Origin of the sequence: Limihaloglobus sulfuriphilus (assembly GCF_001999965.1) — a bacterium.
In the GTDB taxonomy this organism is placed as follows: Bacteria; Planctomycetota; Phycisphaerae; order Sedimentisphaerales; family Sedimentisphaeraceae; genus Limihaloglobus; species Limihaloglobus sulfuriphilus.
The window spans coordinates 2,268,511-2,281,693 of sequence record NZ_CP019646.1 but is presented as its reverse complement, the minus strand read 5'-3'; the positions used below and the strand labels follow the sequence as shown (position 1 = coordinate 2,281,693).

13 protein-coding genes are annotated in these 13,183 nt (G+C 47.4%); 12 read left to right on the top strand and 1 reads right to left on the bottom strand.

What is annotated here, in order from left to right; all coding sequences use genetic code 11:
• Positions 1-2 precede the first annotated feature (2 nt).
• The 11 genes from SMSP2_RS08685 to SMSP2_RS08635 all read left to right on the top strand — a co-directional run bounded on the left by SMSP2_RS08685 (position 3) and on the right by SMSP2_RS08635 (position 10,647).
• Positions 3-1,211 carry a type II secretion system F family protein gene (locus tag SMSP2_RS08685; RefSeq protein WP_146683572.1) on the top strand — a complete coding sequence of 403 codons (1,209 nt, stop codon included), beginning with the start codon at positions 3-5 and terminating at the stop codon, positions 1,209-1,211.
• Between the two features lie 35 nt (positions 1,212-1,246).
• Positions 1,247-1,675, top strand: a complete 429-nt coding sequence (gene gspG / locus SMSP2_RS08680; RefSeq protein ID WP_146683571.1) for a type II secretion system major pseudopilin GspG — start codon at positions 1,247-1,249, stop codon at positions 1,673-1,675.
• A 63-nt stretch (positions 1,676-1,738) separates the two neighbouring features.
• On the top strand, positions 1,739-2,242 hold the full coding sequence (locus SMSP2_RS08675; protein ID WP_146683570.1) for a pilus assembly FimT family protein: 504 nt from the start codon (positions 1,739-1,741) through the stop codon (positions 2,240-2,242).
• 88 nt (positions 2,243-2,330) lie between these two features.
• Entirely contained in the window at positions 2,331-2,690 is a 360-nt protein-coding gene (locus SMSP2_RS08670) for a type II secretion system protein (RefSeq protein WP_186804650.1), read from the top strand.
• The gene (locus tag SMSP2_RS08665; protein WP_146683568.1) at positions 2,680-3,414 is read left to right on the top strand and encodes a type II secretion system protein GspJ; all 735 of its coding nucleotides are present in this window, start codon (positions 2,680-2,682) and stop codon (positions 3,412-3,414) included. Before SMSP2_RS08670 ends, SMSP2_RS08665 begins: the two co-directional genes overlap by 11 nt.
• A complete protein-coding gene (locus tag SMSP2_RS08660) occupies positions 3,411-4,739 on the top strand; it encodes a type II secretion system minor pseudopilin (RefSeq protein WP_146683567.1) in 1,329 nt (442 codons plus the stop codon). The genes SMSP2_RS08665 and SMSP2_RS08660 overlap by 4 nt, the downstream gene beginning before the upstream one ends.
• Before the next feature lies 1 nt (position 4,740).
• Positions 4,741-6,105, top strand: coding sequence for a PilN domain-containing protein (locus SMSP2_RS08655; RefSeq protein ID WP_146683566.1), 1,365 nt, complete (start codon positions 4,741-4,743; stop codon positions 6,103-6,105).
• Positions 6,106-6,735, top strand: coding sequence for a hypothetical protein (locus SMSP2_RS08650; protein WP_146683565.1), 630 nt, complete (start codon positions 6,106-6,108; stop codon positions 6,733-6,735).
• A complete protein-coding gene (locus tag SMSP2_RS08645; protein ID WP_146683564.1) occupies positions 6,732-7,295 on the top strand; it encodes a hypothetical protein in 564 nt (187 codons plus the stop codon). The genes SMSP2_RS08650 and SMSP2_RS08645 overlap by 4 nt, the downstream gene beginning before the upstream one ends.
• 18 nt (positions 7,296-7,313) lie before the next feature.
• Complete coding sequence (gspD, locus tag SMSP2_RS08640) at positions 7,314-9,410, top strand: type II secretion system secretin GspD (protein ID WP_146683563.1); 2,097 nt, start codon at positions 7,314-7,316, stop codon at positions 9,408-9,410.
• A gap of 388 nt (positions 9,411-9,798) precedes the next feature.
• Positions 9,799-10,647, top strand: a complete 849-nt coding sequence (locus tag SMSP2_RS08635; RefSeq protein WP_146683562.1) for a damage-control phosphatase ARMT1 family protein — start codon at positions 9,799-9,801, stop codon at positions 10,645-10,647.
• A 106-nt stretch (positions 10,648-10,753) separates the two neighbouring features.
• Here the strand turns inward: SMSP2_RS08635 and SMSP2_RS08630 are convergent, their stop codons facing one another.
• Positions 10,754-11,998, bottom strand: coding sequence for a glycoside hydrolase family protein (locus tag SMSP2_RS08630; RefSeq protein WP_146683561.1), 1,245 nt, complete (start codon positions 11,996-11,998; stop codon positions 10,754-10,756).
• A gap of 896 nt (positions 11,999-12,894) precedes the next feature.
• Here SMSP2_RS08630 and SMSP2_RS08625 point away from each other — a divergent pair.
• Entirely contained in the window at positions 12,895-13,077 is a 183-nt protein-coding gene (locus SMSP2_RS08625) for a hypothetical protein (RefSeq protein WP_146683560.1), read from the top strand.
• The last annotated feature ends 106 nt before the right edge of the window (positions 13,078-13,183 follow it).

Here is a 13,183-nt window from a genome sequence, read left to right as displayed (position 1 = left end):
CAATGCCGCAATTTAAGTACAAAGCAAGAGATGAACATGGCAAAGAACTGACCGGCAGTATCCAGGCCGCCGAGAAAAAGGCCGCTGTATCCGCTCTTATGGCCCGTTCACTTGTTCCGCTGCATGTTGAGCCTGACAAGGGAAAGCATGAATCGCATAAGCATTTTCACGGCAGACTCAGGCGCTGTGATGTTGAGATGTTTACACGCGAGCTTGGAAGCCTGCTTGCCGCCGGTATGCCGCTGAGCAGGTCGCTTAAAATCCTCGTAAGGGAGACTGAAAAACCGGCACTTGCCCATCTTGTCCAGACGATATACGACAACGTCTCCAACGGCATGAGCCTGGGCGATGCCATGCGGCAGTGGCCCAAGGTGTTTCCGCCGGTGTATATCGCAATGATTCAGGCCGGCGAAACGGGCGGATTTCTGGAGCTTGTACTCGCTCAGATAGCTGATTTTCGAAGCCGTGAAAGGGACTTGATGAGCAGGGTTCAGTCAGCTCTGGTTTATCCGGTAGTGCTCTGCGTACTCGTGGTAGTAATACTGGTGTTTATGCTTACCTATTTTATCCCGAGGTTCTCCTCTATTTTTACCGAATTCGGCGGCAATCTGCCCAGGCTTACAGAGATGGTTGTCAGCGTAAGTAATATGCTCATGAAATACTGGATAATTACAGCTGTAGGAGCAGTTATGTTAGTTGTCGGCATAAAAACCTGGCTCTCACGCCCCGAGGGAAAGGCTTCCTGGGACAGATGGGTTCTAAAGCTGCCCATATTTGGTAAGCTCTCATCACGTTTTGCCTTTGTGCGTTTCGCCCGTATGCTGGGAACGCTGATAAGCTCGGGAGTTCCTCTTATCACTGCTCTGCAGGTTGCCAAGGAATCTATCGGCAATTCGCGGCTCTCCGAGACGGTCAACACCTCCGTTGATATGGTTCGCAGGGGTATGACGCTTGCCGGCGGGCTCAGAATCTGCCCGGAATTGTTTTCCGGTTCGAATATAGAAATGATATCTATCGCTGAAGAGAGCTCACGGCTGGGCGAAGAGCTTCTAAGGCTGGCTGAATTCAATGAAAAGGAACTTGACAGAAACCTTAAAACCGCTGTTTCACTTGCGGAGCCGGCTATGCTCTTTGTCATGGCGGCCCTTGTCGGGACAATTGTTATAGCGATGCTGCTGCCGATATTCAATCTGCAGGAACTGATACATTAAAAGGCAAATGACTGAATAAAATGAAAGGTATGATAATGCTAAACATTGAATACAAACGAAAAACTGGTTTTACACTGATTGAACTGCTTCTGGTTCTGGTTATTCTCGCGGCCCTCGCGGCGGTTGTTGTCCCGAAATTCACCAGAAGGAGTGAACAGGCAAGGATAACCGCCGCCAAAACGGACATATCGAATATCGAGGTTGCTCTTGACGCCTTCGAGATCGATAACGGCCGTTACCCCACAACATCTGAGGGCATTAAGGCTCTTATCGAAAAACCCTCAAACGCTGACGGCTGGGAGACGCCCTACCTGAAACGCGGCGTACCAAAAGACCCCTGGGGGGCAGAATACATCTACAAACAGCCCGGCAGCCACAACGAATACGGCTACGACCTTTCTTCCGGCGGTCCTGACGGCCAGGCCGGCAATGAAGACGATATTGTAAACTGGACAGAAGAATAAATCGCATTCTGCCCCGACAGATTGTTCGGGCAGACTCTGGTGTTGTTTTGCTTAGTGAAGCACATGAGATATAAAACTCAAAAACACAAAACAGGCGGTTTTACGCTGCTTGAGCTGATACTGGTGATGGTGATTCTTTCAACAGTTCTGGCTATGGCAGCGCCGTCTCTGAGCGGTTTTTTCTCAGGCAGACAGCTGCGGTGGTCGGCAGAGCATGTTGTCATGCTGACGCGTTATGCTCACACCCAGTCCATACATCAGAGCCGGATTTACAGGTTGAGCTTTGATTTAAACCAAAGACAGTACCGGCTCTCTTCGCTTGACCGCGGGGAGTATGTTGACCAGGACGAACAGCTCAAAAGCCGCTTTAATATAAGTGAAGGCATAGAACTGGAGTTTGATAATTTCGACAGAGACGGATCGCTGTATTTTATCGAGTTTACACCGGAAGGGTACTGCCGCCAATGCCGTATTGAGTTTCGTGACGAAACCGGCAGAGGCTGGGAAATTCTCTGTCCCAGCCCCGCGGAGAAATTCTTTATCAGAGAGATAGAGGACAGAAATTAAAAGCACTATAAAACATATTTATGCATCTGCCCATAAGGGCAGCAAGCCTGAAAACATGCGGGCCGTGTACGAGCTTCCGGACCGACGCTTGAATCAGTGCGGTTTTACACTTGTCGAGGTGATGGCGGCAATGCTGCTTATTGCCCTTATAATGCCGGTCGCAATGAAAGGCGTATCGTTGGCTGTCTCGCTTGGTTCTCAGACCAGAAACCGGCTCACAGCCCTTGAGCTTGCCGAGAATGCTCTTGCTCAAGCCGTTCTTGAGCAGTCCTGGCAGGGCGGAGAATCTGCCGGAAACCAGAGGCGGTTCAATGTTGAATACAGCTGGCAGATAACCGCAGCAGAGCAGGGAATTGAAAACGTCAAGCTGATAGAGGTTGTTGTTGAGTGGCAGAGGCGTAATGTAACCCAGGAACTTAAATTAAGCAGGCTCTTCTATGAGCGGTAAAATCAATACAACAAGAAATACCGGTTTCACATTGCTTGAGCTTATGGTTGCTTTGGCGATTATGGGAGTTATTGCCCTTTCAATGTACTCAAGCATATTCATTGCCTCCCGGGCAAAAGACACGACGGACGCTGCCTTGGGCCCCTATAATACTATAATGCCGGCCTTCGATATGATGCGCAATGATATCATCGCGGCGATGAGCCCGGGCGGATTATTCGCCGGCTATTTCACCGGTACAGAAGAATCCGCAGGCGATGATTTATACAGCAGTTATGTGTCTTTCTACACCGCAGGCTTCAGACCTTCTGCAGGTGAAAAGGCCTCGAATATTATCAGGGTTGAATACTTTCTCGGCGATGCCTTTGAGTACGATGATAAATACTCGCTTTACGATATACAGGAGGAATCGGAACAGCTTGTTCTCATCCGCCGCAAGACGCTGAACCTGCTTTCTACTGACAGCGGCCTTTACGAAGATGAGATTGTATGCAGGGGGCTTGCTTCGTTTGCCCTTGAGTATTACGATGGTTATTCATGGGTGAGCTCATGGGATCCGGAGGCCTCGGATATTCCTCTGCCCATGGCTGTAAGGGTAAGTTTTGTTCTGAATGAAGATTGTCTCAAGACACAGCAAGGCAGGGCGGCAAAGGAAGATATGCCCGTATATACAAAAACATTCGTCATAAATACAATCGCGGCTGAGCAGGAGGTTAGGGAATGAGCGAGTTTATACGTAATAAACGAAACAGAGCCACGGTACTTATTATCGTTATCTGGGTAACATTGATTATTGCCGCTCTGACGGCGGTCTTTGCTCAGTCTGTCAGGGTTGAATCTATAGCCTCGGCAAACCGCATCGCCGCCGCACAGGCCGAAGCCGCCGCTGCCGGTGCTGTTGATTATGTCCTGGCACTGAGCGGGCAGCAGAGCCAGGTAAATGCGTTGCCGAATGATCTCTGCGAGGCGGTTAAAGTTGGAGATGCCTATTTCTGGCTGCTTCGTGTAAATGCCCTCAACGGAGGGGAATATGATTTCGGCATTATTGATGAAGCCGCCAAAGTAAACATCAATTCCGCCCCGCGGGATATGCTGCTGAATCTGCCGGGGATGAGCAGCGAGCTTGCCGGTTCCATAATAGACTGGAGAGACACAGATCAGGATCTTACCGAGGGCGGCGCTGAGAGTGAATATTACCTGCTGCTTGATCGGCCCTATTACTGCAAAGACGATCGGCTTGAAACCGTTGAAGAGGTGCTTATGATTAAGGGCGGCGGCAGAGAATCTCTCTTTGGCGAGGATATGAACCGAAATGGTGTGCTCGACTGGAACGAGAATGACGGAGGCAAAACGGCCCCCGATGACAACGGAAATGGAGTTCTTGACCCATGTTTTTGCCATTATGTAACTGTTTACTCCTATCAAAAAAATGTCGCGGAGGATGGCGGTGAGCTTATAAACGTCAATGACAAAAAAAATATGTCCAGGCTGTCAAACCTTATAAAATCTGTTGCCGGTGAAGATTATTTTACCATTATGAACAGGATACGCACAAAAAATCATTACTCCAGCCTCATAGAGCTGTTTTACACAAGCATGATGGATTACGATGATTTTAACGCGATAGCAGCCTCTCTGACAGCCGGCGATAAAAAGCGTATAAACGGCCTTATAAATATAAACACAGCTCCGCCTGAGGTACTGCTCTGTCTGCCCGGACTGGAACAGAGCGATGTAGATGCGATAATCCAGCGGCGAGGGAAAACCGGTGACCAATCTTCCGACACATCGTCAATACTCTGGGTTACAGAAGTGCTTTCGCCTGAAAAGGCAGTTGGCGTTGGAAGCCGCATAACAGTAAAGTCTGACCAGTATTCAGCGGATATAGTCGCGGCAAGCAGTGACGGCAGGGCTTTTCGGCGTTATTTTGTTGTTATTGATACCGCACAGGAAGAGCCGAGAATTTTGTTAAGACAGCCCCTGAGCCATCTTGGCTGGCCGCTTGACGAAGATATACTGGATAATCTTAGAGATGGGAAACAGATCTAAATTGAAGAACAATAAAATCAGAGCAAAAAATACACTCTCCATAGTCATAACTCCGGATCAGATCGCAGCAGCGGAGCTTTCTGACTCTTCCGACGGCCCAAAGCTGATAAAATACGCCGAGTATAACCGGCGCGTTTCAGTCAACCTGGATGAGCTCGGAGAAGAAAAAGACGCTTTCATCGCATTCCTGAAACAGAATCGATTCAAATTTAAAAACGCGGCAGTGGGCATCTCCTCAAGAAATGTATTGACTACTCTTGTTGATGTTTCAAAATACGCCGATGCTGACAGGGATGTTTTCACTTCGGCAGTTCAGCTTGATCTGGAACAAAGGTTCGAGTTTGATGTAAAGGACGCAGTGTTTGACTGTGTGCCGTTAGCCGGCAATTCGAATCATATACTTGCCGCGGCGGTTCTGAACAGAGACATTCAGTCCGTTCGAGAATTATTTGCCGGAACAGGCATCTCTCTTGTCTCGCTAAGCGTCTCCCTGCTCGCTCCCCGGCTGCATAGAGAACCCGGCGTGTGCGTCAATCTTATTCTATACCCCCATCACACGGGATTTGTTGTTTTTGAGGATTCCTGCCTTCAGACGCTCAAATGTCTCCCATCAGGCTCAACCCGCCTTGGGAAAACCGCCCCGGCAGTTGCGGAGCTCAAAAGGCTTCTGCTTACAATGCAGAATACACAGGGCATAAGCTGCCGGATATGGGGCAGTGAATCGCCCGCAGAAGAGGTCGTTGACAGCTTCAAAAAGGTAATACCGGACACCCGTTTTGAGCGGATTTCAAGGCCCTCCCAGCTGGAATGGATCACCGTTTCCCTTGGAGAAAGAATTTTAGACGGGGGCTGTGAGCTTGACTTTGTAAATACCCATTTTGGCACTCACAAAAAAAAACGAAGCGGCTGGTCAGGTCGTATAATCGCGGCTTCGCTTTTGGTGTTAGCTTTTGCGGCCGTCTTCTTTGGCGGCTGGTATATGGACAGCAGAGACGCCGAAGCGGCTGAGCAGCAGTACGCTGATCTCTCCGAACGGCTGGAAACTGCGCAATCTGTTATACAGCGCGTCAGCCAGGCACGGCCGTGGTTCAGCAGCCGGACTTATTGTCTTTCCAGTCTAAAAGAGCTCACGCTCTGCTTTCCTGAATATCCGCATATATGGCTCTCGAGCCTGGCACTGGATGAAAACTTTAACCAGGTCATATCCGGAAGTGCGGTCTCGGAAAACGCGGTACTCGACGTTGTTGAGGCTATGAACTCAAGTTCAGGTTTCAGCAATATAAAGATATTGTATTTGCGAAAGATGAACAAAAATTCCGATACGGTCACATTCGCGGTTAACTTCAAATACGAAAGGGACAACTAAATGGCCCTGACCAGACGAGAACACAGAATACTAATAGTAACAATTGCTGTTGTCGCCCTGGCTGTACTCAACAGCTATGTTTTGAATCCGATTTTTGAACTGCGGTCAGCCGCGGCAGAGAGTGCTGTAGAAGCAAGGGCGCAGCTTGAAGATGCCTTTAATATACTGAAACGAGAAAAGTTGCAGAGAAAAAGATGGCAGACAATGCTCCAGGCCGGTCTTTGCTCCGATCCTGAAAAGACAGAGAGCTATGTTGTGCGGTTTATTGATGACTGCTGCCGCCAAAACCGGATGAGGGTCTCGAGTGTACAGCCTCAAAGGCTCTCGCCGGAAGAATATCTCGGTGAAATTGAGATAAATGTTTCCGCTTCCGGTTCTATGTCCTCGGTTGTTGATCTGTTATGGGATATTGAAACCGCGGATATCCCTGTGCGTTTAAAATCAATTCAGCTTGGCTCAATCGATGAATCAGCGGAGACAATGTCTATACAGCTTAGCCTCTCGGTGATTTATTTTATCAGCCGGTCTTCTGCGCAAAGCCCGGAGGCGGCTTTCCTGGATATAAATGATATGCCTGCTGAAAATGAATACTCTATAAGCTGTACTGTTGAAAAGGCGGTGTTGATATGATTCGCTGTTTCGCCATTTTGATGCTCATCATCGCCGCTGCGGCAGCGGTCTTTACCCTGGCAGATACACCGCGGCAGGCAGAACCCCGGCGAGAGGATTTTGACATTATCGCAAAGGTCAATATCTTTTCAAAAAACAGGAGCCCAGGGTCTCAGCAAGCTCAAATGGATTCAACCGATACAGAGGAGCAGACGCCCGTAAAGAGAAAGTATATTCTTCGGGGTATAGCTATTTCAAACCGGCACAAGCAGGTCTTTATCGAGGATCCTCTTAACGCCGGCGTAGAGATATACACTGCCGGGGAGATGATTGGCGGCTTTACGATAAAAGAAATAAACACGGATAATGTCGTAATAACAGATGGCAAGGACAACTACGAGATTATGATAGGTCAGTTTTTATCGCCGGAGCCTTCTACAGACTTAGAAATCAAAACTGAGGCAGAGCCCTCCCCTGATTCGGCAGAGCCCGGGGATATGCCCTCTGGCGAGTCCGGCGAGGATGAGGGGCAAATACTGCGTAAACTCATGGAACGAAGACAACAACAGCTTGAGAATTGATCTCATAAGGATAAGAAAATGCATAAAAAAGAAAAAACAAAAAGTTATCGTAATAACCTCTTAGCGGCCTCATGCCATGCGGCGCAGGGGCTTTGTTTCAACCGGCTTGCGGCTTTGATACTGCTCTTGCTTTCGGTTTTAGTGAGCCTGCCCGCAGCCGCACAGGATACACCGTCCTTAACAGATAAACAGATCATACTCAACTTCCGTGATGTGCCTTTGGGTGATGTTCTTGATTATCTCAGCGAGCAGGCGGGGCTGATTGTGGTCTCGGACGTAGCGATGGATACCAGAGTAACCATAATAAGCAAAAACCCTCTTAGCATTGACGAGGCCGTTTCGCTGATTGATACGGTGCTCAAAGACAGCTACCTGGCGGCGGTGCGGACACAGCGTACCCTCAGGATTGTCTCAATCGAACAGGCCAGATATATGAATCTGCCGGTTTCTTCCGGAAGTGACCCCGCGGCAGTGGTTGGTGGAGACAATGTTATTACCCACATCATTCCAATACGATACGCCAACGCGGTAAATCTCAGGGAGGATCTAAGTTCCCTGCTGCCTGATTATGCTGTGTTAAGTGCAAACGAGGCAAGCAACAGTCTGATAATCACAGACACCTCGGCAAATGTAAAAAGGCTCATAGAAATCGTCAGAGCCGTTGATACACAGATGTCTTCGGTGGCCGACGTTCGTGTTTTCCATCTTGTCTATGCCGATGCAGAGGATACGGCTGATTTGGTCAACCGTGTATTTGAACAGGAACAGGCACGCAGTACAAATCGCGATAGTACAAATCCGTTTCAGAGAATGATGAATTTTGGCCGGGGCGGTTCCTCACCCAGAGACTCCTCAAGAGGCAGTAATGGCGGCCAGTCAACCGGAAATACGAATGTGCGGATTACTGCCGCGGCGGACAGAAGCTCAAATTCAGTAGTTATCAGTGCTCCAAATGACACTATGGATGTTATTGCCGAGATAATCAAAGAGCTGGACTCTAATCCTGAATCTGAGCAGATGATATTTGTATATACACTCAAAAACGCTCAGGCGCCCAATATAAAAAAGGTTCTCAACAACCTCTTTGAAGAACTCAAGGATTTGAAGAACCAGGCAAGCGGGCGAAACAATAACGTCGGAAGAGGCAGCTCATCATCAAGAAGTGCCGGCAGCGATCTTTCAGAAGATTTCTATGTAGAGGCCGATGCGGATACAAATTCACTGCTTATTATGACCTCTCAGAAAAACTATGCCAAAATAGAGCCTGTTCTCGATGAGCTGGATAAGATCGTTCCGCAGGTACTTATCAAGGTGCTTATCGCGGAGGTTACAACCAGCGACGGCCTTGATCTGGGCACAGAATTTTCGGTACTTAATATGAGAAGCTCCGGCGGAGAGACGCTTTTCGGGACTGAATTTCTGCCGGATAACATGAACGGCTTTATGACCCGCACTCTCGAGGGCGACCTTGATTTTACCATACGTGCGCTTCAGGAAATCGGCGATCTGAATGTGCTCTCACGTCCTTATATACTCACCAGCAATAATCAGAAAGCTACCATAACCGTCGGCCAGGAGGTGCCCTTTGTTACCGATACAAGAGTTACCGAAACCGGCCAGACCATCAATTCAATTTCATACGAAGACATAGGTATTATACTCGAGGTAACGCCGACAATTAACAATGAGTCGCTGGTAATAATGGATGTCAAACCGGAGATATCAACCATGACCGGCGAGACGGTTCTGATATCGGATAATGTAGAAGCGGCTGTTTACGCAAAACGCTCCACAAACAGCAGGGTGGCGGTGGCAAACGGACAGACTATTGTTATCGGCGGCCTTATGCAGGATAAGGACACAGATACTATCGAAAAGGTGCCTCTGCTGGGCGATATACCTCTGCTGGGGCTGCTTTTCCAGAGAAACCGCACAAAAACCGAGAAGACCGAGCTGCTGATATTCCTGACTCCATTGGTAGCACAGAGCGGCGAGGATCTGGAGAATATCTCAAACCAGGAAAGCTCAAGAAGCAAGATTCTCAACGATCCGCAGAAATATCCCTCATTACAGGAACATATGAACAATATGCAGTCCCCCGTAGAGACGCATTGAATGCGTCTCTCAACTAAATATGGCGACAGGTCTAAATCCGCATTGAATGCGTCTCTCAGTCCTGGTGTGTGACATTTTTTTGTGGGGTGCTTTGGAGTGCGCGCGACAACGAGCGCAGCGAGGCGGCGCCGTTTTTTGTTATTTGAGCGTTATGTTATAGTTTCAGCGGTGTTTTCGTTAGAAGAGCGGCTTTAAAGCGGTGTCGCGCTGCCGCTTGCCGCCGCACTCCAAAGAAAAATGTCACACACTCAACCCTGTTTGCCTTAAATTTTTCTCTTGAATCTTTCCTGCATAAGGTTTAAATTTACCTCAGCGGCAGTGTTTCTCGCAAACACTCTGTAATTGTTTGTTTATTTGAATCTCAGCTTTTTACTAAAAGGAATTTAGAATGAATATATATCTCGATTGCATTCCATGCTTTATACGTCAGGCACTCGACGCCGCCAGGCTCGCCACAGACGAGCAGGACATACAGGAACAGGTACTTCGCGACGCTTTGTGCCTCGCGGCAGATGTTGATATGACTTTGAGCCCGCCGGCTATCGCGCAGCAGATACACAGACGGATACGTTCTATTGTGGGCTCGGAGGATCCCTATTTCGAAATGAAACAGCGTTTTAACCGGCTGGCTATGGAGATTTTTTCCGAGCTTGAATCGGATATAGCCGAATCTGCCAACCCCCTTGAGACTGCTATGCGGCTTGCCATTGCGGGCAATATTATCGATTGCGGGGTGAAATCATCCATCCCCGAAAAAGAGATAAGAAAAGTTATAAATGAATCGCTCACGGCGGATTTTGAGGCGGGCGAGCTTGATAATTTTCGCCGCGATGTTGCAAACGCGGAGAGTATCCTTTACCTTACAGACAATGCCGGCGAGATCGTCTTTGACAAACTGCTCATAGAACAGCTTCCAACCGAAAAGATTACAGTCGCTGTTCGCGGTTTTCCCGTCATCAATGACGCGACAATGGAGGACGCAGAGTTTGCCGGTCTGACAGACATGGTAAAGGTAATAGACAACGGCTCAGACGGCCCCGGCACGATTCTTGATACCTGTTCTGATGAATTCCTTGACTGTTTCAACGCCGCATCTCTTGTAATCGCAAAGGGGCAGGGAAATTATGAGTCCCTCAGCGATGTAGATAAGGATATCTTTTTCATACTCAAGGTCAAATGCCCGGTCATCGCAAGCGATATCGGCTGCGAGGTCGGCAAAATGATATTAAAACGATAAAACAGCTTTGACTCTTTATTTTGCCATTTTTGATAGAGGTAAAAAAAGCGGTGTTCTCTGCCCGGGTCGGTAACGGCAGTATTTGTCAGGGCAATTGATTACCCTTTTAATTCTCCCAGGCTCGGGGGTTGTATGTTGCTTCCGCTCTGCCCATTGTGCCCCAGATAGTCTGTTCTTGGCCGCGTCTTAATCCATAGCGGCCGTCAGCCGGCAGCGGTGTCATTGTCTGGTTCCCGAGCTGCCAGGCAGTATAAAACATCACGAGGCGGTCGTTCTCAAATACTACGGTTGGTGCCATAATGCCCCAGCTGTCGAAAGAGTTCTCCGTACCTTTTTCAAGAATGGTTTGGGGTTTAGACCAGGATTGGCCCTCCGCAGAGTGGTAATAGGTGATAGACTCATCATAATGAAATTTATCAAGGCCTTCCGCCTTGCCCGGGTAATTGGAAAACCAGGAAGGGGACTGTGTTGAGAAGACGTGGTAGGCGCCGTCATGGTAATGCACTTCGGTGATGTTGGCCCCGTTGATCAGCGCATCATCTGCCGCCAGGATCAGGTTTAAATCTTTATCAAAAACAGCCTTGTATAAGGCGACTTTCTTGATGCCCTGCCCGGGCACACCGGGGATCTGCTCATCGGGTTTTTGTAAAGTCAGCCCGATGTAAAACAGCTCAAATCTCCCATCTTTAAGGACAACACTGGGCTCCTGGGTGTTATTGTCATGATGAATAATGCTGGTATTGTGAGGCACAACGGGTTGTTTAATCTTGGTGAATTGAATGGATTCATCAAGCAGTTTTTCCCGGATTGTTTTGCCGTTTAGTTTTAGAGTCGCCCCGCCAATCTGATATCTGGAGAGAAATTTCCTGCCGTTGCGGCTTCCCAGTGCCGAATAAAACATAACTAATCGATCCCCGTCTTTAATGACAGAGGGCGTTTCAAGGACATCGTCACACCATGCCTGCGGCCCCGGCATTAAACATGGTGTTTGCCGCAGTGTCCAGCTCAGCCCCTGATCGCTTGAGAATGCGTATGCGATGCTGCCCACAAAATCATCCATCTTGTACGCGTCTTGGTTTTGCGGGTCGAAAGATATCCAATATTGCCCGTTTTTCTTAATATAGAAGTTTGAAAAGAAAGCGTGATAGCCCTCTTTGTCCTTGATCACAACAGGGTCCGACATGAACGTGGGCCGGCCGTTTGATCCCGATGAGATAACCGGCCTGTCATCAGGGTTTTTCTTAAATTCTGTAAAAGGTCTTTGAGGACGGCTTGACATAGCGGCAGCGGTTGAGACAACACAAATCGCAATGACGGCGGCTTTGAGAGCATATTTTGCACATTTACCCATTGGATTCTCCAACGAAAACGACATTCAAAGTGTCCAGAACGAAAGGTAATAGATGCCCCTTTTTCTAAACGCTTTTGAAGTATCGTCTTGCAAGACTTCTGACGTTAAAATTGTATTTCTGGATGTCACATTATAATATTATAATTTACTCTACCATTGATATTCTTACTGTCAATCGAAATTTCATCCGGCTGTATTCTCCGCCTCTCGTAGCACCAAAGAAAATTAAAGGACTGCGGGACATTTGTTTGATATGGAGTGTTTGGGGGTATTGTCAGGGGTTTTAATTCCTAATTCCTAATTCCTATCAAACAAGTAAATAAATTCTTCATTGCCTTCAATGCCTGCATGGTAAATAATAATCAATTATGCCCTCCGTGTCCTCTGTGTCCTCCGTGGTGTATTAAAGCATTTTAGCCACAGAAAACCTGAATCAGGCATCAGCGAAGAAACAATCAGAGCCGTTCTTCACTTGTTTCGCATTCTGATAATATTGATAAATAAGTGAAGAATTATGGAGCGGTTAGTTTAGACAAAAGATGACAGACAATAGGCAATACTAATTACGAGTTAAGTGGACAGGATTGACAAGATTTACAAGTTTTTTATTGGAATTTAAACTCCGCTGTGGTAAAATACTTGCCAACAGTAATGATAAAGAATCCGGGTATTGTGCTTGAGCGGAAAGTTGCATTGTCTGGAATAATTTAAGATGAATAATACTTTTACAAACAGCTTGGCCGGCAAACATAAACCATTTATTTATAAAGGTATATGTGCGTTTGCTCCAAAAAAAAGATTTAGACTCTTTATTTCTTCTCTAATTTTTGAGCGGTCTTGTGAAGATATTAGTATTCAAAATAACAAAATCTATAATGAAATTATAAGGTGTGCCGATGAGTGCAACAACAATAAGTGAAAGAACCCGCATTGCCGGCGAGTGTTTTAAACGGGCTGTTCGAAAAGAGCTTGATAAAAAGGCCAAACTCGGCCAGTATGTAATTATTAACCGAGATGGCAGGCCCTGCCGGGTAACGGCAGAAGAGGCATTAAAAACAGCTGATGGCAAAAAGAACTAAGGCAGTGACGTTTCTTTTAATCGTAACATTTTGTATTAAAACAGGTTAGAGTTGTCAGATGGAAGTGTATTTTTTATTGGAATTTAAAACTCCGCCGTGGTAAAAT

Bases quoted from the DNA above. Each gene is read 5' to 3' on its own strand.
- SMSP2_RS08685 (WP_146683572.1), top strand. From the start codon at position 3: ATGCCGCAATTTAAGTACAAAGCAAGAGATGAACATGGCAAAGAACTG.
- gspG (WP_146683571.1), top strand. From the start codon at position 1,247: ATGCTAAACATTGAATACAAACGAAAAACTGGTTTTACACTGATTGAA.
- SMSP2_RS08675 (WP_146683570.1), top strand. From the start codon at position 1,739: ATGAGATATAAAACTCAAAAACACAAAACAGGCGGTTTTACGCTGCTT.
- SMSP2_RS08665 (WP_146683568.1), top strand. From the start codon at position 2,680: ATGAGCGGTAAAATCAATACAACAAGAAATACCGGTTTCACATTGCTT.
- SMSP2_RS08660 (WP_146683567.1), top strand. From the start codon at position 3,411: ATGAGCGAGTTTATACGTAATAAACGAAACAGAGCCACGGTACTTATT.
- SMSP2_RS08650 (WP_146683565.1), top strand. From the start codon at position 6,106: ATGGCCCTGACCAGACGAGAACACAGAATACTAATAGTAACAATTGCT.
- SMSP2_RS08645 (WP_146683564.1), top strand. From the start codon at position 6,732: ATGATTCGCTGTTTCGCCATTTTGATGCTCATCATCGCCGCTGCGGCA.
- gspD (WP_146683563.1), top strand. From the start codon at position 7,314: ATGCATAAAAAAGAAAAAACAAAAAGTTATCGTAATAACCTCTTAGCG.
- SMSP2_RS08635 (WP_146683562.1), top strand. From the start codon at position 9,799: ATGAATATATATCTCGATTGCATTCCATGCTTTATACGTCAGGCACTC.
- SMSP2_RS08630 (WP_146683561.1), bottom strand. From the start codon at position 11,998: ATGGGTAAATGTGCAAAATATGCTCTCAAAGCCGCCGTCATTGCGATT.
- SMSP2_RS08625 (WP_146683560.1), top strand. From the start codon at position 12,895: ATGAGTGCAACAACAATAAGTGAAAGAACCCGCATTGCCGGCGAGTGT.